Annotated in this window: 24 protein-coding genes and 4 pseudogenes; 17 read left to right on the top strand and 11 right to left on the bottom strand. The window is 70.0% G+C overall.

What is annotated here, in order from left to right:
- Nucleotides 1-40 precede the first annotated feature (40 nt).
- The 6 genes and pseudogenes from ACZ4SF_RS12830 to ACZ4SF_RS12805 all read left to right on the top strand — a co-directional run.
- The gene (locus tag ACZ4SF_RS12830) at nt 41-631 is read left to right on the top strand and encodes an RNA polymerase sigma factor (protein WP_468382210.1); all 591 of its coding nucleotides are present in this window, start codon (nt 41-43) and stop codon (nt 629-631) included.
- Nucleotides 622-1,296 (top strand): hypothetical protein, encoded by a 675-nt coding sequence (locus ACZ4SF_RS12825; RefSeq protein WP_468382207.1) that lies wholly within the window; start codon nt 622-624, stop codon nt 1,294-1,296. The genes ACZ4SF_RS12830 and ACZ4SF_RS12825 overlap by 10 nt, the downstream gene beginning before the upstream one ends.
- Nucleotides 1,296-1,661 (top strand): hypothetical protein, encoded by a 366-nt coding sequence (locus ACZ4SF_RS12820; protein WP_468382205.1) that lies wholly within the window; start codon nt 1,296-1,298, stop codon nt 1,659-1,661. The genes ACZ4SF_RS12825 and ACZ4SF_RS12820 overlap by 1 nt, the downstream gene beginning before the upstream one ends.
- 204 nt (nt 1,662-1,865) lie before the next feature.
- The gene (locus ACZ4SF_RS12815; protein ID WP_468382202.1) at nt 1,866-2,474 is read left to right on the top strand and encodes a DUF5994 family protein; all 609 of its coding nucleotides are present in this window, start codon (nt 1,866-1,868) and stop codon (nt 2,472-2,474) included.
- 408 nt (nt 2,475-2,882) lie between these two features.
- Nucleotides 2,883-3,302, top strand: a complete 420-nt coding sequence (locus ACZ4SF_RS12810; RefSeq protein WP_468382199.1) for an STAS domain-containing protein — start codon at nt 2,883-2,885, stop codon at nt 3,300-3,302.
- 127 nt (nt 3,303-3,429) lie between these two features.
- A pseudogene (locus tag ACZ4SF_RS12805) lies at nt 3,430-3,573 on the top strand (IS630 family transposase); the annotation flags it as partial.
- A 114-nt stretch (nt 3,574-3,687) separates the two neighbouring features.
- Here the strand turns inward: ACZ4SF_RS12805 and ACZ4SF_RS12800 are convergent.
- Genes ACZ4SF_RS12800 through ACZ4SF_RS12785 form a run of 4 tightly spaced genes read right to left on the bottom strand, consistent with a single transcriptional unit; the run spans nt 3,688 to nt 5,757 of the window.
- Nucleotides 3,688-4,161, bottom strand: coding sequence for a GNAT family N-acetyltransferase (locus tag ACZ4SF_RS12800; protein ID WP_468382523.1), 474 nt, complete (start codon nt 4,159-4,161; stop codon nt 3,688-3,690).
- A gap of 29 nt (nt 4,162-4,190) precedes the next feature.
- A complete protein-coding gene (locus tag ACZ4SF_RS12795) occupies nt 4,191-4,610 on the bottom strand; it encodes an arsenate reductase ArsC (RefSeq protein WP_468382196.1) in 420 nt (139 codons plus the stop codon).
- The gene (locus ACZ4SF_RS12790; RefSeq protein ID WP_468382193.1) at nt 4,607-5,383 is read right to left on the bottom strand and encodes an aquaporin; all 777 of its coding nucleotides are present in this window, start codon (nt 5,381-5,383) and stop codon (nt 4,607-4,609) included. Before ACZ4SF_RS12790 ends, ACZ4SF_RS12795 begins: the two co-directional genes overlap by 4 nt.
- Complete coding sequence (locus tag ACZ4SF_RS12785) at nt 5,380-5,757, bottom strand: ArsR/SmtB family transcription factor (RefSeq protein ID WP_468382191.1); 378 nt, start codon at nt 5,755-5,757, stop codon at nt 5,380-5,382. The genes ACZ4SF_RS12790 and ACZ4SF_RS12785 overlap by 4 nt, the downstream gene beginning before the upstream one ends.
- Before the next feature lie 89 nt (nt 5,758-5,846).
- Here ACZ4SF_RS12785 and ACZ4SF_RS12780 point away from each other — a divergent pair, with 89 nt between their 5' ends.
- Nucleotides 5,847-6,353: an ArsI/CadI family heavy metal resistance metalloenzyme gene (locus tag ACZ4SF_RS12780; RefSeq protein WP_468382189.1), complete on the top strand. Its 507-nt coding sequence runs from the start codon at nt 5,847-5,849 to the stop codon at nt 6,351-6,353.
- Between the two features lie 43 nt (nt 6,354-6,396).
- A complete protein-coding gene (locus ACZ4SF_RS12775; RefSeq protein WP_468382186.1) occupies nt 6,397-6,747 on the top strand; it encodes a hypothetical protein in 351 nt (116 codons plus the stop codon).
- Nucleotides 6,748-7,132: 385 nt separating this feature from the next.
- On the opposite strand, the gene ACZ4SF_RS12770 is transcribed toward ACZ4SF_RS12775, so the two are convergent.
- Together ACZ4SF_RS12770 and ACZ4SF_RS12765 are read right to left on the bottom strand one after the other, a co-directional pair.
- Entirely contained in the window at nt 7,133-7,729 is a 597-nt protein-coding gene (locus tag ACZ4SF_RS12770) for an NADPH-dependent F420 reductase (RefSeq protein ID WP_468382183.1), read from the bottom strand.
- Between the two features lie 40 nt (nt 7,730-7,769).
- Entirely contained in the window at nt 7,770-8,603 is an 834-nt protein-coding gene (locus ACZ4SF_RS12765) for an inositol monophosphatase family protein (protein ID WP_468382180.1), read from the bottom strand.
- 137 nt (nt 8,604-8,740) lie between these two features.
- Between ACZ4SF_RS12765 and ACZ4SF_RS12760 the strand changes: the two genes are divergently transcribed.
- A complete protein-coding gene (locus ACZ4SF_RS12760; RefSeq protein ID WP_468382178.1) occupies nt 8,741-9,640 on the top strand; it encodes a LysR family transcriptional regulator in 900 nt (299 codons plus the stop codon).
- Nucleotides 9,641-9,659: 19 nt separating this feature from the next.
- Here the strand turns inward: ACZ4SF_RS12760 and ACZ4SF_RS12755 are convergent, their stop codons facing one another.
- Nucleotides 9,660-10,169 (bottom strand): hypothetical protein, encoded by a 510-nt coding sequence (locus tag ACZ4SF_RS12755; protein ID WP_468382175.1) that lies wholly within the window; start codon nt 10,167-10,169, stop codon nt 9,660-9,662.
- A gap of 823 nt (nt 10,170-10,992) precedes the next feature.
- On the opposite strand from ACZ4SF_RS12755, the gene ACZ4SF_RS12750 reads away from it, so the two are divergent.
- Nucleotides 10,993-11,481: a GNAT family N-acetyltransferase gene (locus tag ACZ4SF_RS12750; protein WP_468382173.1), complete on the top strand. Its 489-nt coding sequence runs from the start codon at nt 10,993-10,995 to the stop codon at nt 11,479-11,481.
- Between the two features lie 439 nt (nt 11,482-11,920).
- On the opposite strand, the gene ACZ4SF_RS12745 is transcribed toward ACZ4SF_RS12750, so the two are convergent.
- Nucleotides 11,921-14,383, bottom strand: coding sequence for a SpoIIE family protein phosphatase (locus ACZ4SF_RS12745; RefSeq protein ID WP_468382170.1), 2,463 nt, complete (start codon nt 14,381-14,383; stop codon nt 11,921-11,923).
- Between the two features lie 319 nt (nt 14,384-14,702).
- On the opposite strand from ACZ4SF_RS12745, the gene ACZ4SF_RS12740 reads away from it, so the two are divergent.
- The gene (locus tag ACZ4SF_RS12740) at nt 14,703-15,341 is read left to right on the top strand and encodes a TetR/AcrR family transcriptional regulator (protein WP_468382167.1); all 639 of its coding nucleotides are present in this window, start codon (nt 14,703-14,705) and stop codon (nt 15,339-15,341) included.
- A gap of 50 nt (nt 15,342-15,391) precedes the next feature.
- Here ACZ4SF_RS12740 and ACZ4SF_RS12735 read toward each other — a convergent pair.
- Nucleotides 15,392-15,535 (bottom strand): annotated as a pseudogene (locus ACZ4SF_RS12735) (glycoside hydrolase family 15 protein); the annotation flags it as partial.
- A 92-nt stretch (nt 15,536-15,627) separates the two neighbouring features.
- Between ACZ4SF_RS12735 and ACZ4SF_RS12730 the strand changes: the two are divergent.
- The 3 genes from ACZ4SF_RS12730 to ACZ4SF_RS12720 all read left to right on the top strand — a co-directional run bounded on the left by ACZ4SF_RS12730 (nt 15,628) and on the right by ACZ4SF_RS12720 (nt 17,604).
- Nucleotides 15,628-15,960, top strand: coding sequence for a hypothetical protein (locus tag ACZ4SF_RS12730; protein ID WP_468382165.1), 333 nt, complete (start codon nt 15,628-15,630; stop codon nt 15,958-15,960).
- Between the two features lie 184 nt (nt 15,961-16,144).
- Complete coding sequence (locus ACZ4SF_RS12725) at nt 16,145-16,324, top strand: hypothetical protein (RefSeq protein WP_468382163.1); 180 nt, start codon at nt 16,145-16,147, stop codon at nt 16,322-16,324.
- Nucleotides 16,321-17,604, top strand: coding sequence for a glycoside hydrolase (locus ACZ4SF_RS12720; protein WP_468382160.1), 1,284 nt, complete (start codon nt 16,321-16,323; stop codon nt 17,602-17,604). The genes ACZ4SF_RS12725 and ACZ4SF_RS12720 overlap by 4 nt, the downstream gene beginning before the upstream one ends.
- Nucleotides 17,605-17,690: 86 nt before the next feature.
- On the opposite strand, the gene ACZ4SF_RS12715 is transcribed toward ACZ4SF_RS12720, so the two are convergent.
- Both ACZ4SF_RS12715 and ACZ4SF_RS12710 read right to left on the bottom strand, forming a co-directional pair.
- Nucleotides 17,691-17,852, bottom strand: a complete 162-nt coding sequence (locus tag ACZ4SF_RS12715) for a hypothetical protein (RefSeq protein ID WP_468382159.1) — start codon at nt 17,850-17,852, stop codon at nt 17,691-17,693.
- Between the two features lie 57 nt (nt 17,853-17,909).
- Nucleotides 17,910-18,980 carry an alkene reductase gene (locus tag ACZ4SF_RS12710; RefSeq protein ID WP_468382156.1) on the bottom strand — a complete coding sequence of 357 codons (1,071 nt, stop codon included), beginning with the start codon at nt 18,978-18,980 and terminating at the stop codon, nt 17,910-17,912.
- A gap of 239 nt (nt 18,981-19,219) precedes the next feature.
- On the opposite strand from ACZ4SF_RS12710, the gene ACZ4SF_RS12705 reads away from it, so the two are divergent.
- From ACZ4SF_RS12705 to ACZ4SF_RS12695, 3 genes and pseudogenes are all read left to right on the top strand, one after another.
- Nucleotides 19,220-19,759, top strand: a complete 540-nt coding sequence (locus tag ACZ4SF_RS12705; protein WP_468382152.1) for a MarR family winged helix-turn-helix transcriptional regulator — start codon at nt 19,220-19,222, stop codon at nt 19,757-19,759.
- Nucleotides 19,760-19,887: 128 nt separating this feature from the next.
- Nucleotides 19,888-20,097 (top strand): annotated as a pseudogene (locus ACZ4SF_RS12700) (histidine kinase); the annotation flags it as partial.
- A 13-nt stretch (nt 20,098-20,110) separates the two neighbouring features.
- A pseudogene (locus tag ACZ4SF_RS12695) lies at nt 20,111-20,448 on the top strand (STAS domain-containing protein).
- The last annotated feature ends 56 nt before the right edge of the window (nt 20,449-20,504 follow it).

The following is a 20,504-nucleotide window of genomic DNA, read 5'->3' as shown; positions in this document are numbered from 1 at the left end:
GTCGGGTACACGGGTGGTCCGAACCGTGTGCGGGGGCGCCATGATCGAAAGCGCTGTTTCCCCAACGCCGGGGCGCGACCTGTCGGTACGCGACCTGCCGGACCGACTGCTGGCCGTACGGGCGGCCGAGGGGGACGAGGACTCCTTCGCCGTTCTCGTCCAGCGGCACAGCCGGTCCCTGCTGACCCTGGCCCGCTGCATGCTGGGCAACCCCCAGGACGCCGAAGAGGCCGTCCAGGACGCCTTCATCAGCGCCTGGCGCCACCTGCCGGAATACCGGCACGGCGCGGAGTTCCACACCTGGATGTACCGGATCACCGTCAACCGCTGCCAGACCATGCGACACCGCCGACCGCCGCCCCTCCCCCTGGAAACCGTCGCCGAACCCGCGGCGGGCGACGCGTGGAGCCAGCCCGCCCGGGCCGCCGAGCAGGACGCGGCCACGGCCGCCCTGTCCCGCGCACTCGCCGAACTGGACGCCGGACAGCGGGTCTGCTGGATCCTGAGGGAGGTGCAGGGTCTGCCCTACAAGGAGATAGCGCACGTGACGCGTACCGGCGAGCAGACGGTACGCGGCAGACTGTTCAGGGCACGCCGATCCCTGCAGGAGGCGATGGGCCCATGGCGCTAGACGACCCGCGCGCGCGGCCTCCCGAACCGCCCGGAGCCGGCGGCCCACGCAACGGCTCAGCCGCCGCCGACGTGCCCCCGTTCGCAGGCGATGAGGTACTGCCCTGTGGCCGCCTGCTCAGCCGCGTCTGGGAACAGGCGCGGGACGCGCCGCCGTCGGCCGCGGGCCCGCACCCGGTGTCCTGTCCGCACTGCCGAGAGGCGGTCGAGGGACTGGCCACGGTGAACGCGGCCGCCCGGGCGCTGCGCGACGAGGACCCTCCGGGCCTGCACGCACTCGCCGACCGGGTCATGGACGTCGTCAGGGCAGAGGTCCGGTTCGGGCGGCTGCTGCCCCTGGCCGACCCGGACCTGGACCTACGGATCGCCGAGAGCGCCGCGGCGAAGGTGCTGAGGCAGGCCGCGGACACGGTCCCCGGTGCCAGGGCCGCGACCTGCCGGCTCGTACCCGAGGGCAACGGCACCGACGTGCGGGTGACCATGACCCTGGCCGCCTCCCTCGACCGCCCGCTGCCCGACCGGGTCCACCAGGTACGCCGATCGGTCCTCCACTCGGCCGGCCAGGACCTGGGGCTCGCGGTGACAGCCGTCGACATCGCCGTGACCGACGTACTGGAGCCGGGGCCAACCCTCGGCCCCCGCCTCCCGACGGGCGGTGGCACGTGATGACCGCCACCGGCACCACCGCGCTCCTCGGCGTCGCGGCCGGAGCAGCCCTCGCGGTCCCTGGCGTGGCCGGCCTGCAACCCCGCCTCGCCCGGCGCCTCGCGGCAGCCGCCGCGCCCACCCGGGCGGACACCACGCCGCCCGAGGCCGGCATTCGCGCCGACCGGGCGCCGGACGGTTCGGGATGGCACATCGAGGTGCGCTGCGTCCTGACCGAGGGCCGGCGGGTGCTGGACATCGCCCGAAACGTCCACGACCGGGTGACAGCCGCCCTCGTCACCCACCTCGCCACCCACGGTGCCGCGGAGCCGGTCACCGTCGCGGTCACGGTGACCGGTATTGCCGCCTGGCACGACGCGGCATGAGCGACGGTCCGCGGGCACAGGCCCCGCGAACCGCTCCTCGTGCTCTCGTTCAACCCATCGCTCCGCATCGGTCCGCCGGGCCCCGACAAGGAGTACCCTGGTGATTACCGAGAGCTTTCCGTACACCGGCTTCCACGCCGGGTCGTTCTCGGCGATTCACGACAACCGGGTCGGCCACGACCGGCCCGGGGTTGGGTCCGCGCCATGACCGCGACCATTCTGTTGACGCCCGCGGTCGAAGACCGGACTCCTTCTTCGTCGCCGCTCCGACTCGTCCTGGCACCTCTCGGAACCACTCCGGCCCTCATCGACGGTGCCTGGTGGCCCCACTCCCGCTCCCTGACGGCGGAGCTTCCGGCGCTCATCGAGGTCCTCGATCCGCTGTGGGGGCGGATCACCCGAGTAACGGTGAACCCCACGTTCTGGCCCGTCATCCCGCGAAAGGTGCCCGTCCAAGGGCACGTGGTGCACGTCGGCTGGTTCGAGGCCGAGCAAGACCCGCACAAATTGCTGCTGCTCTCCTATACCGTCGGCCGCTGGGACCTGCTGGTGATCCCACCGGAGACAGAGCCGGTCATCGCCGCCCGGCTGATGGCCGCGGCCACCGACCCGTCGCGGAGCCTCACGGCGACCGGCCTGATCCATGAGGCCGGAGCCTTTGTCACGGAGGCCGAAGCCTCTGTCGCGGCAGAGGCGGCGGCCGGCCCGGGCTCGCTCCGGGAGGCGGTCTGGGACTCCGAAGGCGGACACGCCGCACGTACACCTGCCGGAGAGGCCATCGACCACGTGCCCACCCCGGCACAGGGAATGTGAGGCATGGAGCCGTCAGGACGGTGGGCGTGCTCCTGGCGGTGATCGCCTTGGGCGTGCTCCTGATGCAGCTTCACCACGCGCCGCAGTGATCGCATGGCGACCTCGCCACCCGGCCGTTCCCGGCGGCGGCTCTGGCGGTGGCGCCGCACCGAGACGTGAACTCCCGGCACAACGACTCTGTCCCAGACCCCGATGCGGGTTGCTGTCGGCACAGATGCCCGTGGTAGTGGACTCCGTCCGATCGTCGGCGGATCCCCCGAGGTGACCAGTCGGCCCTGCGCATGGAACACAGGCTGCCGAACTGCCCGTTCGCCTCTCTGCACGACAGCACGACCGTGCACCGAGCGCAGGAGGAACCGGGTGTCCGGCCCTTCGCGCTGCGAGGCCGGTCTCCCGATCCGAGGTGCCATGCCCATTCCACAGCTGACCCTCTACCGGCGCGACAGGCGCAGCCGGGCGTTGATCACCCTGGCGGGTGAGATCGATCTGACGACGGAGCGCGTCGTACGCGAGTCACTGGGGCAATGCCTGCGCGACGGCATCCGCACCATCGACGTCGACCTGACCGCGGTCACCTTCTGCGACGTGACCGGCCTCAACGCCTTCCTCGACGCGTCGCGGGCCACCGCCGTGGCCGGTGGATCGCTGCGATTGCACCACCCGCCCCCGGCGCTGGCTCGAATCATCGCCCTCACCGGTAGCAGCACCCTGCTCCACGGCCACCCGGGCAATCTCCCACCGCGGCCTTCTTCACAATCCTTGACGCCCGGAGCGCCATGTCGGGGGCTCACCCGCGCACCGAGGATGATCCCCGCGACCGGGAACTGACTGTCGGCTCACTCCAGGAGGGCGAGGTGGTACGGCGCCACCGCGCCATCCGATCAGGAAGAGGGCCGCGTCGTCGGCGGCGCGGCCACCCCGTTGCTGCTTCAGAGCATGGGAGAGCGCGCGCACCAAGCGGTCGCCGGCCAACCTCGCCAAACACAGCCTCGACCAGCTCACCGTGTCAGTGAAGACGCGGCTGAAACGGATGCCATACCGCCCCCGCCTCATCGAGGGCCTCATGGCCGAGGCCGGGCTCGACCTCCAACCGCCGTAACCTCAGTTGAAGATCTCTGGCGCCACGCTCCGTCACCACCGGTTGCGAGACAGGGCCGTCGAATTGTTCTCTGGCAAGTTCAGTGTGTCGAAGTGAAGCAGTCCGCCCGGCAGCTCAGCTGATGACCGGGCTGCGGCGTTCGACCAGGACCACGTCGCGCCACTGACCGTCGTGCTGGCCGATGCGCTCGCGCGTACCGATGACCCGGAACCCGGCCCGCTCGTGCAAGGTCAGGCTGGCGATGTTTTCGGGGAAGATGCCGGACTGGATCGTCCAGATGCCCGCGGCCTCGGTGGAGTCGATCAGGGCCGTCAGCAGGGCCGAGCCGACACCGCGGCCGCGGGCGCCGGGATGGACGTAGACGGAGTGCTCGACGACCCCGGCGTACGCGCACCGGTCGGACACCGGTACCACCGCTGCCCAGCCCACCACCTGGTCGTCGTCATCGAGGGCCACGAGGCGGTGCTTGCGCAGCTTGGCCGCATCGAAGGCATCCCAGGTCGGAGCCGTGGTCTCGAAGGTTGCGTTGTGCTCGTCGATGCCGAGTTGGTAGATCGAGAGCACGGCCGCGGCGTGCTCGGGCTGCATCGCCGCGACACGGACGCCGGTGGCTGTGCTCACGACGCCGGCTTGATTCCGAGTTCGGCGAGCAGGCCGCGGACGCGCCGCTCGATCTCGTCGCGGATCGGCCGGACGGCCTGGACTCCCTGTCCGGCGGGGTCGTCCAGCTTCCAGTCCAGGTACCGCTTGCCCGGGAAGTAGGGGCAGGCGTCCCCGCAGCCCATCGTGATGACCACGTCGGAGGCCTGGACCGCCTCGACGGTGAGGACCTTCGGGGTCTCGGCGGAGATGTCGATGCCGCTCTCCTTCATGGCCTCCACCACGGCGGGGTTCACGGCGTCGGCCGGGGCGGAGCCGGCGGAGCGGACCTGGACCTTGTCGCCTGCGAGATGGGTGAGGAAGGCGGCGGCCATCTGGGACCGGCCGGCGTTGTGCACGCAAACGAACAGCACGGACGGGGCGGCGGGAGTGGTCATGAGGACACGGTGCTTTCTTCTGGAGGTCGGGCGGGAGCGGCAAGCTGCTGCTCGCTGTGCGGGACGACAACCTCGTCCTCGGGTACCGGCGTTTGGCGGCCGAAGGTCACGGCGACCAAGGCCAAGCCGGCGGCGGCGCCGGCGAGCTGGGCGGCGAGGAACGGTGCCACGGAGGCGGGGGCGATGCCGGCGAACGTGTCGGTGAAGGCCCGGCCGATGGTCACCGCCGGATTGGCGAAGCTGGTGGAGGAGGTGAACCAGTAAGCGGCACCGATGTAGGAGGCGACCGCGACCGGTGCCAGGTGCGCGCGGCCAGCGCGCGCCAGCCCGAAGATCAGCCAGACCAGTCCCGCGGTGGCGACCACTTCGCCCAGCCACAGATGTCCCGTGGAGCGGTCGTGCGTCGACCACTGGACCAGCGGCCGGGCGAACATGGCGTCCGCGAGGACCGCACCGCCGATCGCCCCGGTGATCTGGGCGGGCACGTACGCGGCCACCTCCCGCGGGCTGGGGCCGTCGCCGGTACGGCGCCCGGCGAACCAGGCGGCCAGCGTAACGACGGGGTTGAAGTGCGCCCCGGAGACGGAGCCGAGCAGGGCGATGAGCACGCCCAGGCCGAAGACGGTCGCCAGGGAGTTGGCCAGCAGCTGCACGCCGACATCGCGGGTCAGCTCGGTTGCCTGGATCCCGGAGCCGACCACCACGGCCACCAGCGCCGCCGTGCCGACGGCCTCCGCTGCTGCCCGCCGCGCGAGAGGGGCCGGCGCGCTCACGCGGACGCCTTCACGGGCACGCCCGGTGTCTCAAGGAGGGTGGACAGCCTGGCCAGGGCCTCGGGGAGCACCCAGTAGTACACCCAGGTCCCCCGCCGCTCGGAGCCGACCAGCCCGGCCTCGCGCAGCACCTTCAGGTGGTGGGAGATGGTCGGCTGGGACACGTCGAACGGGCCGATCAGGTCGCACACGCACGCCTCCCCGCCCTCGTGGGAAGCGATCAGGGACAGCAGCCGCAGCCGGATCGGGTCCGACAGGGCCTTGAACATCCGCGACAGCTCGGCCGCATCCGCTTCGCCCAGTGGTTCGCGGACCATCGGGGCGCAGCACGCCTCGTCCTGCCCGAGTACCGGCAGATCAGCTTGTTTCGACATGCCTCTATGTTGACGGATGTCTATCCAGGTGGCAACCTCGGCTGCATCGACAGCCGTCGATACAGCATCGTCCCGGATGGGAGACCGCCATGTCCCGAGTCCAGCTCGCCCTGCGCGTCGCCGACCTGGAAGGCTCGATCGCCTTCTACTCCAAGCTGTTCGGCACCGAGCCCGCCAAGCGGCGCGAGGGCTACGCCAACTTCGCCGTCACCGAGCCGCCGCTGAAGCTGGTCCTCATCGAGGGCGCGGCCGGTGAGGAGACCCGCCTGGACCACCTCGGTGTCGAGGTCGCCAGCACGAAGGACGTCAACGCCGCCACGACCCGGCTGAAGGAATCGGGCCTGGCCACGTTCGAGGAGAACGACACCTCCTGCTGCTACGCGCTGCAGGACAAGGTGTGGGTGACCGGCCCGGGCAAGGAGCCGTGGGAGGTGTACGTGGTCAAGGCCGACGCCGACACCCTGGAGAAGGCCGACGCCGCCCCGGACGCCTGCTGCGGCACCACCGCCTGCTGCACTCCCCAGGAGCAGGCCCTCGACCCCGCGCAGAGCCCGGCGGAGGCGAAGGCCGCCGCCGGGTGCGCCTGCGCAAGCTGACCGGCTACGGCGGCATCTGCGCCGGAAGCATACGCACGACCGAATGCCGGTCGGTGAGCTGCTGGCGCAGGTGACTGTTCTCCACCGTGGCCTGGTGCAGGGCGCCGACCAGCGCCTCGACGTCGGCCTTCAGCTGGGCGGTCTCTTCGGCGTCGGCGGCCCGCAGTACCCCCGCAGACCGACCTCCACCCAGCGACGGAACGCCCGCGGCGTCAACCAGCGCACCTCACTGGCCCGCGCGTTCTTCGACCGGGCCGCCGGCACCAACACCGACTGCCCGCTCAGGCCGATGATCGACCGCATCAGCACCGGGCTGACGGCCACGTGCTCCCGCTGCACCGCCCACTCGTATGTCTTCCCGCGCCCCCACAGGAAGTCGAAGAACAGGCAGTAGTCGTCCGTGTAGTTCCGCTTCGTCTCCGGCGCGAGACGGGCGAACGACGACCGGCACAGGTACCGGCTCAGCACCTCATCGATCCGGTAATCCGGAGAAAGAAGAATCGGATCCCCAGGATGAATCCCAACTCGATCCTCACGCTCAGCCAAGTCCTCCCACTCCGCCGGATCGGGCACCCGATCCCCCACCCCCCGGCGATCCCCCGGCGATCCCCCGGCACCCAGTACGTACGCCGACTCGGCACGCGCCCACCCCAGCTCGATCCGCTTCAACACGCCGATCCAGCAGGGAAGATGACACACACCCACCGCCCTGACAGCCGTTCGGGCACTCCGGCTCGCCACGTCGTGCGGTCATCCTCAGGAAGAGTTGCGTCGGGCTTTCAGCGGGCTATCGAGATGGCGAAGGGCGCGAATCCGCTGGATCGGATCACGTGTGGTACGAACAGGATCGCGGCCTCGGCGGCCCGGGCGGTCTCGATCCCGCCGAGGTCCGTGATCCACTCCTGCTGCCAGCTGAGGTCGGCGAGAAGCCCGCGTACGACCTGCTTGGCCTCCGGGTCATTGCCGGAGAGGAAGGCGGTCGGTGTCTGGGTGAGCGCGGCGGGCGCGGTCATCACCGTGTAGAGCATCGTGTTGAGCGTCTTGACGACGCGCGTGTCGGGGAGAGCTTCTTGAAGTTGCTCCGCGAGGCTTGAGCCGGGGTAGAGCAGGTCGGCCGGCAGTCCGTCTGGTCCGTCGACGGTGGCGTTGGAGACGTCCACGAGAATCCTGCCCCGCAGTTCCTCGCGCAGCGCGATGAGCCGCTCCAGCGAGCCGGCGCCCGGGGTGGCGTTGACGACGATCTGCGCTGTGCGGGCGGCGTCGGCGGCAGGGCCTGGTGAGCGGTCCGCCACGGTCACCTCGTGCCCGGCCCGGGTGAGGGCTAGGGCGAGGCTGCCGCCGACGCGGCCGTTTCCGAGAACGGCGATCATGGTCATGCTGATGTGGTCCTTCCGGTGCCTGTGGTTCTCGTGGGAGTCAGCGGCAGAGCGTGGTGACGGCTTCGGTGTGCACGCCGGGCGCGGCGGCCAGGAAGCTCTCGCTCTCCGGGATCCAGGGGCCGCCCTCGGCGTCGGATATCTGCCCGCCGGCCTCGGCGACGAGCAGCGCCCCGGGAAGCAGGTCCGCGCGGGCCCCGGCGAACTGCCAGAAGGCGTCGATCCGGCCGGCGGCCACGTCCAGCAGGTGCAGGGTGGCGGGCACGGATGTCCGCACCACGAGCGCATCGAAGAGCATCGCGGTGATCGAGGAGCCGATGCGCCGCACGACCTTCTCGCCCTCGTCCGGCCTGGCCTGGCTCGTGGCCACGAGGCTCAGGCCGAGGTCCGTGGTCCGGGACACGTGCAGCGGGCGGCCGTCGAGGTAGGCACCGCCGCCGGCGAGTGCGGTGTAGGTCTCACCGGTCAACGGCAGGTGAACCGCGGTGAGCACCGGCTGGTTGTCGCGCACGAGAGTGGCGGTCACCGCCCACTCAGACAGGGCGTGCAGGTGGTTGACGTTGCCTTCGGCCGGATCCAGGACCCACCATTCGCCGGGGGGCAGGGCCCCGCCCGCGAGCTCGTCCTCCACCAAACGGGCGTTGGGGCGCAGGAGGGTGAGGCGAGGGCGCAGGACGTCGAGGGCCGCGTCGTCGTTGGCGGCGAGCGCGCGCATCAGCTCGTCGCGGGTCTGGTAGCGGACCACGTCGCCGAACCGCTCCCGCAGCGCCGAACCCGCCGCGCGCACGGCGATCGCGGTCTGCGCGAGCAGGTCGGCGTCGGACGCGGAGCCGGCGGTTGCAGCAATTCCGGTGGCCTGAATCGACTCGGGCATGGCGGTGCTCCCATCTGAGCAGGGGGGTGATGAGGCGGACCAGGCGAAAACCGTGCTTCTTTCGCGCCCGCATCTCGAAGGTAGGAGGGCCCATCGTTAACTGCAAGTGCATGTAAAGCACGGCTAGGATGAGTCTCATGCAATTGGATTTGAACCTGCTCGCCGCGCTCGATGCGCTCCTGGAGGAAGGCAGCGTGGCCGGAGCTGCTGAGCGCCTGCACGTCACCGCCCCCGCGATGAGTCGAAGCCTCGGCCGGATCCGGCGCACGACGGGGGATCAGATCCTGGTGCGCACCGGGCGCACGATGACCCCGACGCCGTACGCGATCGCCGTCCGGGAACAGGTGCACGAACTGCTGCAGCAGGTCCAGGGCGTGCTGGCACCAAGCCGCGAACTCGACCTCACGACGCTCGAGCGCACCTTCACACTCCGCTGGCACGATTCACTCGTCGCCCGCAGCGGCCCCGCGCTTCTCGCGGCCGTATGCGAGCAGGCGCCGGGCGTGCGTCTGCGCTTCATCGCGGAATCGAGCATCGACACCCCCGAGCTGCGTCGCGGCGAGGTCGACCTGGAGGCGAACGCGAACCGCCCGACCGCACCCGACATTCGCGCCGATCGGGTGGCTGAGACCCAGCACGTCATCGTCGTGCGGCGGGGGCACCCGCTCACCCGAGTCAAGGCTGTCACCGCCGCGCGGTACGCCGCGGCCGAGCACATCACCGTCTCGCGGCGCGGAAGGCTCGGCAACGCCGTCGACGACACTCTCGCGCGGCTCGGCCTCACCCGACGGGTAGTGGCGACCGCGCCCACCGAAGGGGCCGCGTTCGAGTTCGTGCGCGGCTCCGACCTCCTGGTCACAGCCCCCGAAGCGACGACGCGTTCAGCGGCCACGGTTCTCGGTCTGACCCTGCTCCCACTGCCGTTCGAACTGCCGCCGGCCGCGGTGTACCTGTCATGGCATCAGCGCTATGACACCGATCCCGCACACGTCTGGCTACGCGATCTGGCGCGGACCGCGTTGGCGCCCCGGACGTGACCCACACCTTTGAAGATCTCTAGAGGACGGCAACCGCCGCCGTGCGGCGCAGACCTTCCACTGCGTCAAGCTGAGAGCGTGCACGGTCGAGCAGATCCTGTAGCTGTGCCGTGTCCAGACCGGTCCGTTTCGGAGCCAGTTCGAGCAGGGTGAGCCAGAGCAGGGATTTCCCTTCGATTCCCAGACGCAGAGTCTCGAGTTCCATGACTGTGTCGAGGCCGCTGTGCCGATGCAGGACGCCGTTGGGCTTCAGCCGGCGTACTCTCTCCGCGGTCCACCCTGCGAATACTTTGTAGCGGTGGGCGGGTACGCCGAGTCCTTTCATGATCATCAGCAGGGTCTGCCGGTCCTGAGCGATCTCATCGGCAATCCGTTCCAGGAGGGAGCTACGGGCGCTACGCCGATGACGATGGGCCACGTGCCGCGCGAGGCCGGCGCCGAGCGTGGCTCCGGCCAGATGGTCGTTCAAATAGATGCCGAGTACGTCGTGTTGCACCGTCAGCCCTTCGCAGTTCTCCTGCCGGGTCACCCATCGTTCCCCGCCCCGCGATCGTGCATCGGATCCGTCGTCACCGCGGCGGGGCGTGCCCGCAGAGTCACCTGTACCGCCCTCTATTGCGTCACACTCGGCGTACCAGGCCTTCGAGAGGCTGCCTGTTCCCTGGCGAGCGGCTCGGCCGTCGCAGGTGGGTCACCGAACACACCATGTCCTGGCTGACGGCCTGCCGCCGTCTCCACCACCGGCCGCACCTGGCCGCTGGACGGACGCGACGACGTCCGCCAACGGCTCGTCGGCGACCGGCGCCGGGTCTCCCGGGCGTCCCCCGGCGGGTGCCGGGCGGTGCGAACGGCGGCCGACCGCCGCTGCTGCGCCGTAGCCGAAGCCCGCGATCGGCGCACCCCGGGCCATGTCGGTCACCGGGCGGCTCTCCATGGCATGCCTGAGCTGCTCATTCTCACGCTGCAGTGCTTCAGCCGCGGTCAGTGCATGCCCGTCGCCGCCTGCTCTGACCGCTATGTGAGGTGCGCCGCCGGGTGGGGCTGTGTCCGCTTCCCGTTACTGCTGCGCCGCCGCATACACGCCGAAGGTGGCCGCCTCACCGTCACCGGGCTGCAGCCCCGGCCCACGCGCCTTCGGAGATCACGGAAACCCACGCCCTGTTCGCGGCCGACACCGCGGCCGCGGCCGGCTCCGGTGACGCCTCGATCGCTTGACCGTCCAAGCAGCCGACGCGTCTGCTCGATCACTTGTCGGGGCCTGGGCGAGCGGTTCCCGGGAGCGGTGCAGGAACGCCTGCCCGAGCTGCCGACCCGCCGCACGAAGGCAGTCCCCGGTGCGAAATACTCTCCCGATGAGTTCACGCACTTCCCCGATCAGCCAGCTGATCACGATACGGAGGGCCGTCGCGCGGGATGCCAAACGGCTCACGCGGCTCGTGCGTGGCTCCGGCGCCTACCAGGGCAAGTACGCAGCCGCGGTCGCGGGCTACCGGGTCGGTCCTGATTACATCGAGGCCCACCGCGCCTTTGTGGCCGTCGGCGCCGACGAGCATGCAGGCCGGGTCCTCGGGTTCTACTCGCTCGTCCTCGCGCCACCGGAGCTCGACCTGCTGTTCGTCGCCGACGAAGTGCAAGGACGGGGTATTGGGCGGCTGCTCGTCGCGCACATGCAGTCCGAGGCCCGTGCCGCCGGGCTCGACCGTGTCAAGGTCGTGTCGCATCTTCCCGCCGAGGACTTCTACCACCGCGCCGGTGCGGTGCGGACCGGGACCGCGTTTGCGAACCCGCCCGCCGTGCCGTGGGACCGACCCGAATTCGAGTTTCGTATTCCTCCGGAATGACGCGGTGTGCCGGTTCGCAGGGCACCGGCTTCGCCTGCAGGGTGGGCGGCATGCAGGAGCCGCTGGGCGCCGCGCGCTCCGTGTGTGCCGTCGGCTTCCGCCTCGGCGGGGTGATCGCCTGCACCAGCGGCCGCCCTCGGCGACTCCCTCGCCTCCGGCACTCCCAGGGCCATCGAAATCGCGTACACCTCGGCTCGCACGGTGCCGGGTGGGGCGGCCTGGGCGCGGCGGCGTTCGGCCGTGCCGTCCGCGATGTCGACGAACGCGCCGGCGAGGCATACCAGCTCCTGCACGACGGCAGGACAGGAGCCGAGGACGCGCCGTCATCCCCCCCCAGGCGTGAGCACCGTCGCCGTCTTGCTGAGCCTGACCGTGGGGGGTGGCCGACGCGGGACTGTTTCGGCCCCACCGAGAAGTGCGCTGCCGACATGGCAGCGCATCATGTCGCCAGGTCCTTGAAGGGCAGGCCTTGATCGGCCCAGACGATCTTGCCATCCGTTGCGGAGCGCGAGCCCCACCTGCGGGAGAGTTGAGCGACCAGGGAGAGGCCGCGGCCGTTCTCGTCGAGGACGAGGGGTTGTCGTGGACGCGGGTGACTGGTGCTGTTGTCGGAGACTTCGCAGGTCAGAACCTGGTGCTGGATCAGCCGCAGGCGGATCGGCCCGCCGCCGTAGCGGATGGCGTTGGTGACCAGTTCGCTGACGATCAGCTCCACGGTGGTCGTGAGATGCTCCATCCCCCATGTGCTGACCTGGCGGCCGGCGAGGTGCCGGGCGGTGCGAACGGCGGTCGGCTCGTTCGGCAGGTCCCAGGACGCGACCCGGGTCGGTGGCAGAGCGCGGGTGCGTGCAAGGAGCAAGGTGACGTCGTCGGAGTGTTTCTGGGTGGGCAGGGCGTCGATCACTGCGGAGCACATGTCATCCAGGGACCGGTCGGATGGTGAAAGGGCGGCGCCCAGGCGGTGCATGCCGACGTCGAGGTCGTCGTCGCGGGTCTCGACGATGCCGTCGGTGTAGAACGCGAGCACACTTCCCTCGGGGAGCTGGAGGTCCACGGACTCGAAGGCGAGCAGGCCGAGGCCGAGGCCGAGAGGTGTTCCGGCGGGCATGTCGGGGAAGGTGGCACGGCCCTGCGGGTCGATGATCGCGGGCGGGGGATGTCCGGCCCGCGCCATCGTGCACCGCAGGGTGACGGGGTCGTAGACGGCGTAAAGGCAGGTGGCGCCCACCACGGCGGGGACGTGGCCGGAGCCGTCGGCGTCCTCCTCGCCCAGTCGCCGGACGGTGTCATCGAGGTGCGTCAGCAGTTCATGGGGAGGCAGGTCCATGTCCGCGAGCGTGCGGACGGCGGTGCGCAGCCGGCCCATGGTGGCCGCGGCGTTGATGCCGTGTCCGACCACGTCTCCGACGACGAGGGCCACCCGGGCACCGGACAGCTCGATCACGTCGAACCAGTCCCCGCCCACGCCGTGGTCCAGGTCAGCCGGCACATAGCGCGACGCCACCTCGATGGCGTCGCCGCCTCGCACTCGGTGCGGAAGCAGGTCACGTTGCAGCGTGAGGGCGGCGGTGCGTTCTTGCGTGTACTGTAGCGCGTTCTCCAGGCAGAGTGCGGCCCGGGTGACGAGCTCCTCGGCGAGGAGCAGGTCGTCCTCCTGGAACGGCTTCGGTTCTTCGGAGCGGGCGAACAGCGCCAGTCCCAGCACGCTGCGCCGCGCCCGGATGGGTACGACCATCAAGGAGTGGATGCCGCGGTCGCGCACCTTCTGCGCCCGGACCGGGTCAGGGTCGACCCAGGGGCCGCCATGGGTGTCCAGCACCGGCTCCAGGTGCGACCTGCCCGTGCGCAGGGCGGCGGCGAAGGATGAGGCCGGGTGGGGGTGGATGACCTCTTCGCGGATGAACGGCAGCCTCGGCACATTCGGGTCGATGGTGGCCACTCCAGCACGGCGCAGCAGCGGCGGTCGGCCGCTTACCGTGCCGCTCCCTGCCGAGAGCGCGAAACCGGGCGGACCCGACTCCACCAGGTCGACGAGGACGTGGTCGGCCAGGAGGGGCACGGCCAGGTCGGCCAGCTCCTGCCCGGTCCGCATGACGTCGAGGGTGCTGCCGATGTGTGTGCTGGCCTCGCTGAGAATGGCGAGGCGCTCGCGCGCCCGCCGGTTGCCGGTGACATCCACGGTCATGGAGCACACCCCCACAGGGGTGTCGTCCGCATCCTGGAGGCAGAAGAACGAGACCGAGAACGCGTGCTCACGGCGCCGGACCGCCGGCGGCCATGCCCGGTATTCGTGGACCATGGTGGTGCCGCTGGCCAGCACCTGCCGCATCACCACCTCGAGCGCTTCCGCCTCGAAGGCGGACAGCCAGTCCTTCAGGCCCTGTCCGAAGCGCCGGTCACGGGGAATGCCGTCTTGCTGTTCCTTGGCGTCATTCACCCAGGTGCAGCGCAGCTGAGGATCGTAGACGGCGATGCCGATCGGGGCGTGGGAAAGGAGCGAGTCCCGCACCGGCTCGGTGCTCGCCCCGGAGGACAGCGCGCCGATGTCGGTCACGGATACCAGCCACCGGATGTCGGTGTTCTGTCCCCGCAGCAAGGAGACCCGCAAGGTCATTCGGAGCGTGTGGCCGTCGCGGTGGCGGACCGGCACGGTGCCGGACCAGCCACCTTGGGCACGGCACTGCTCGGCGAAGGCCGAAGCACCATGGGCGTCCACAGGGGACGCCAGCACGCGTGTGGCGGACCGTCCCACCATGTCCCTGGCCGCGTACCCGACGAGCTGCTGAGCGGCCTCTGTCCACCCCACCACCGTTCCTGCCGCATCGATCATCGCTATCGCCGCGTCGGGTTTCTCGCTGGGGCTCACCGGCTCGGCGGGTGACGTGTGGTCGGTGTGGGTCATGTGGTTCATCCCATCGGTGCGGAGGCGAGCGAGCGACGGCATGCGGCGGGCGGACCCGACCGGCGATGCACGGTGACGTCCACGGAACGGCCGTAGCGCCGCATGGGTCCGATTGAGTCAACCTCGCCCATATTTGATGAAATGGTCAGATATGGGCGATTTGCTGTCAAGACTGCCAGAAATGATCCTTTCATCAGTTATGGCCCCCTCGTAGCCTGCTCGGTCCGTCGAACCCGCTGTGTGTGCGCACCTTCGGTGGACGTCCGGGATGGATGGTGACATGATGAAAACATCAGAAATGCCACTTCTCTCACGGTGCATGCCGATGCCAGTCACAGGCAGGAATCGCTTCGAACGCCGTAGGTCCCAGACCCGGCAGGCGCTCGTCCGTGCGGCGCGGGAGATCCTGGCCGAGTCCGGCGACACCAGCACCAGCATCCGGGCTATCGCGGAGCGTGCGGACGTGGGCTTCGGCTCCTTCTACAACCACTTCACGTGCAAGCCGGACCTGTTCGACGCGGCCGTGGCCGATGCGCTGGAGGACTACGCCGAAGCCATCGACGACCGCTTGCACGGTGTCGAGGATCCCGTCGAGCGCCTCGCCGACGGCATGCGGCTCAGTGCACGCCTGGCCGGATCACACCCGGACATCATGCGGATCCTGTGCCACAGCGGACTCGGTCGCCTGTGCGCCGGCCATGGACTGGCTCTGCGCGCGAAGCGCGATATGGAGCAGGGCATGGCCTCGGGCCGCTTCGCCGCGGTGGACCCGGTCATCGCCCTGACCGCGCTGAACGGCAGCCTGCTGGCGCTCCTGCAGCTGTGCTTCATCCTGCCGCAGGCCGACAGTGACCAAGCCGCGAGCAAGATGGTCGAGATGCTCCTGCACCTGCTGGGTCTCTCCACTGATGAGGCCCGCGACCTCGCCCGGCGGCCCCTTCCCTCGGCAGCCTCGTAGCTGGACGAGCCGGTGCCGATGCGGGGTGGCGGTGCGCCCAGGGGGGCCTGTCAGTCCAGGGCGCGGTCGAGATGGAAGGCCGCGCTGACGAGAGCGAGGTGGGTGAACGCCTGCGGAACGTTGCCCAGTTGCTCCCCGGTGTGGCTGATCTCCTCCGCGTGCAGACCGACATGGTTGGCGTAGGTGAGCATCCTCCTGGAGAGCCGCCATGTCCCGTCCCCCTGCCGAACGCGTGGTGAACGCATGGCCCTGGGAGCGTCGCCGCTCCGAATGCATCATCAGACCGTTGAACACGACGTCACCAGCGACGGAGCAGACCTTCACCGCCGAGAACACCGCGATGCTGCTGATCGACCACCAGGTCGGCACCATGGGATGGGTCCGTTCCATCGGCTTCGACGAACTCAAGGCCAACGCCCTGGCACCCGCCAAGGCAGCCAAGGTCCCCGACATGCCCCTGGTCCTGACCTCGACCATGGAGAGCCACGCCCAGGGCCCGCTGCTGAGCGAGCTGGAAGGTCGTCGCCGACGCCGGCGGCTCGCCCACCCGCCATGGCCGACCAGGTCGCCCTGCGCCGCATGGAGACGTTCCACATCCTTCGGATCGGCGTCGGTCTGATCGGCGTCGGCCTGGAGGCAGTCGCCGCTGCCGCCACGGTGTTCGCGACGCAGCCGCCACTTCCACGCCGTCACCTGCTCACCGAAGCCCGCCGCCACCTCGCCCTCGTTCTGCGCGGTCGGTCAGGGCGGCAAGATCGGTCTGGAACAGCGACTCGGCGGGGCTGGCCGGATCGGAGGCGGGCATGGCCGACGGTCTGACCATGCCGTTCTGGGGAACCAGCCTGTCCGGGCGGCACGGGGCGAGTTATGTCGCCGAGTCCGACATCGGGACCACGCTGAAGTTCGTCTCCACCCACGGTCGCCTGCACACCGAGACCGAGCACGCGTTCTCGACGCGCGGGGCACGGGGAGGTACTCGGTGACGTTCGCGCTCACCGACGGCTCGCCGGTGGCCGCGGCGCGGGACTACCGTGCGTGGCTGCTCCGCCATGGCGGCATCACGACGCTGCGTACGAAGATCGCCCGGAATCCGGGGGTCGGCAAGCTGGTGGGCGCCTTCCATGCCTACGCCTGGGGACAGGCGCGCACTGCCGAGGGCGTACGGCGGCTGCGGGAGCTCGGCATCGGCCGGATGTGGCTCGGTTACGACGCCGACGGCTCCCCCATGAGCCGTGAGGCGACAACCCTCGCCGAGCGGGCCGGCTACCTGGTCGGACCGTACGACTCCTGGGCCAACGCGCAGGATCCCGCCACGGCCGACACCCCGGTGTCGAAGTGGCCCGCCCCGGTGTGGCAGGACGCCTGTGTGCACCGGGCCGACGGCAGGATCGTCACCGGTTTCGGGGGCCGAGGCTGCTACGTCAGCTCCGAGGCACTCCGGCGCGCCGAGCCGTCCCGGCACCATCTGGCCGACCGCACCCGGCAGATGACCGCGTCGGGCGCCGACAGCTACTTCCTGGACGTCGACGCGGCCGGTGAGCTGTTCACCGACCACTCACCGGCGCACCCGATGACCCAGGCACAGGACCGCCGGAACCGGCTGCGGCGCATGGCCTGGCTGTCGGGCGACCGCAAGCTGGTGCTCGGCTCGGAAAGCGCCGGTTCCTGGGCGAACGGGGTGCTGTCCTTCAGTCACGGCTCCGGCACCCCCGTCGACGACCGGCTGTGGGCGCTGGAGAAGGACCGGCAGAACTGGGGCGGATACGCGCCGGGCACCGCGCCCGCGATCTTCTTCAAGCCGGTGCACCTCCCGGCCGACGTCGCGAAGGCGATGTACGACCCGAGGTACCGGGTGCCGCTCTACCAGACGGTGCTGCACGACTCGGTCATCAGCACCGAACGCTGGGAGCTGTCCTGGTCGAAGCTTCCGGACCAGAGCCGCGCCCGAGCCCTGCTGGCGATGCTCTACAACGTGCCCCTCAATCTCGTGCTGAGCCAGTCCGAACTCGAGCAACACGGTCGCCGGATCGCCCGGCTGCAGCGGTACTTCGAGCCGCTGCACGAGGCGGCGGCGACCGAGCCGATGACCGGCTTCCGCCGGCTGACGTCCGACGGTCTGGTGCAGCGGACGACCTTCGGCGACCACGCGCTGACCGTCACCGCCAACTTCTCCGCCACGGCTCACGACGGGCTGCCGGGCGGTTGCGTCGATGCGGTGGTCCACGGCGGCAAGCCGCGACGGCTCTGTCGGGCCGGGCTGTGACAGGCGGTCTCGTCACGCGCCCGCAGGTACTGCACGTCACTGCACCTGGCGCCGCCGTCGGTACCCGAAGGGGTGCCGCGCTGGGCTCAGCCGAAGAACCGTGTGAGTTCGTCGGTGAGTTCTTCGGGCTGCCCCTGGGACAGGAAGTGACTGGTGTCCTTGAACTCCACGTAGCGCACGTCGGTGGCCTTGCCGTCCAGCAGGGGGTGGACGAAGTCGAAGTTCCGGCCGGTCAGGTCACGCGCCACGGGTGGCGCGTGACCACGCCTTGAGCCGTGGAGGCGCCACAGGCGCGCTCAGCGGGATCAGGTAGACAGGGTGGGGTAGTCGGTGTAGCCGCGGTCGCCGCCGCCGTAGAAGGTGCTCTGGTCGGGGGCATTGAAGGGGCCGCCCATCCTGAGGCGCTGGGGCAGGTCCGGGTTGGCCAGGAACAGCATGCCGAAGGAGACCAGGTCCGCAGTGCCGTCCTCGATCAGCGTGAGGGCTTCGGGACCGGTGGGCTCGGGGTGGGTGAAGGGGTTGAGGACGAAGGCGTTCGGCCACGCCTTGCGCAGGCGCAGGGTGAGCTCGCGGTCGGGACCCTCCATCAGATGGAGATAGGCCAGGTTCAGGGGTGCCAGTTTGTCCACCAGCGCACCGTAGGTGGCGTCCAGTTCCTCCTCGGCGATGTCGTTGTAGGGGTTGCCGGGAGACAAGCGGATACCGGTGCGGTGGGCGCCTATCGCGTCGGCGACGGCAGCGCTCACCTCGACGGCGAACCGGATCCGGCCCTCCACGGTGCCGCCCCAGGCGTCGGTGCGCTGGTTGCTGTTGGGCGCGAGGAACTGGTGGACGAGATAACCGTTCGCTCCATGGATCTCCACCCCGTCGAACCCGGCGGCGATCGCATTGCGTGCGGCGGCGGCGAAATCCTCGATCGTCCGACGGATCTCCGAGTCCGTCAGCTCCTTGGGGGTCACCATGTCCTTCGGGCCCTCGTGAGTGAAGACCTGGCCCTTGGCGGCGATCGGGGACGGCGCGACCGGAACCATCCCGTCGGGCAGCAGGTCCGGATGGCCGATGCGACCGGTGTGCATCAGCTGCGCGAAGATCACACCGCCTTCCTGATGCACCGCATCGGTCACCGTCCGCCAGGCGGCGACCTGCTCGGGAGAGTGCAGACCCGGCGTGTCGGGATAGCCCTGACCGACGACCGACGGCTGAACCCCCTCAGTGATGACCAGCCCGGCGCTCGCCCGCTGCGCGTAGTACGCGGCCGTGGAAGCCGTGGGAGCAGCGCCGGCGCCGTAGGCACGGCTGCGTGTCATCGGAGCCATCGCGATGCGGTTGGCCAGGCGCTTGCCGCCCAGGTCGAACGGTTCGAAAGTGGCCGTCATGATCAAGTCCTCCAGAGAAGCGGCCAGGACCTCTGCCTGACCGTCATGGCCCGCCGGTAACTGTCGTCCCGTACGGATTACCTGTCCGAACAAGTAAAGCGGATCCGTCATTCCTCAGTGCATGTGTCTCTCGTCACAGGGTGTTAAACAGGCGTAGCCGCTGGTGCCTCGCCGCGAGCCAGGATGACAGCTATGCTGTTAGCTGTCCGGGCAAGTAAGGGGAAGGCGGGTCGCAGGGCATGGATGAACCACCCCGCAAAGGTGTTGAGGCCACGGCAGAGCACGAGGAAGCACATGACGCGGCCACAGTCCCGCTTCCCTCGGCTGCCCGTACCGGCCGGATCAGCCACGCGATCTTCCGGGTCGCCCGCCTGCATCGCATGCTTGCCGGCCAGCTCCTGCGCCGGGTCGGCCTGCACCCCGGCCAAGAGCTGGTGATGATGCATCTGTGGGAACAGGGTCCCCAGCGTCAGACCGACCTGGTGCGCCTGCTGGACTCCGATGCCGCCACCATGACCCGCACCGTCCGGCGCCTGGAACACGCGGGCTTCGTACGCCGTCGCCCCAGCCCCACCGACAAACGCGCTGCGCTGATCGAAGTCACGCCGGCCGGCCAGGCTCTGCGCACGGCAGTGGAACGCGTCTGGGCCGAACTGGAGGCCCATACCACCGCGGACCTGAGCCCGGAGGACCAGGAGACCGCCTTGCGCGTCCTCGAACGGTTCGAGAAAAACCTCACCCGCACCTCGCCGCCCTCAGAGGACCCGGGAGCGTCCTGACGGGACGAGCGGGCGGCCCTCGCTGCGGCCGCCCGCCCGCCCGGCCGGCAGGATGTGACGGTCACCTCTGCCAGGAGTGGGTGCGAAGGTAATCTTCCAGCGACACGGCTTCGTAGCCGCCGGTCTCGAACCACCGCGCCTGCGAGGAGGAACTCCTGCGTGGCCGGAAGGCGGCCGAGGAAGCACGCAAACAGGCGGCGGCGGACCGCGCCCGGTTGCAGGACGCCCTCGCCGTGCTCCAGCAGTCGCTGCTGCCCGACACTCTCCCGCCGGTCACCGGCACGGAGACGGCCGCCTACCACCACACCGCCTCGTCCGACCGGCTCGGCGGCGACTTCTAACCTAACCATGATGAGCCCGCTGAAGATCACACCCGAGACGGCGCCACCGGTCCCGTACCAAAGATCTCCGGCGAACTGGACCACACCACCGCACCCGAACTACGCGACCTGCTCACCACCATCACACTCCATCCGGGCCAGCGCCTCGTGCTGGACCTGGCCGGTATGGACTTCTGCGACTCCAGCGGCCTCACCGCCCTGATCGTGGCCCGCAACCATGCCCACGCCGCTCAGGCCGAGATCGCACTCGCCTCAGTCCCGGCCCCTACCCTGCGCGTCCTGCGTACCGTCGGTCTGGACCAGATCTTCCCGCTCCACCCCGACAGCCACTCCGTCACCCAGCCCTGACTCCAGTCCCATTCCCTCAAAAACGAGGGCCTTCCCGGCGGTGTTCCGGGAAGGCC

Source organism: Streptomyces sp. NPDC027663, from assembly GCF_055566415.1.
Note: the sequence above shows the minus strand (reverse complement) of the source record. Positions and strands in the feature narration are given on the sequence as shown.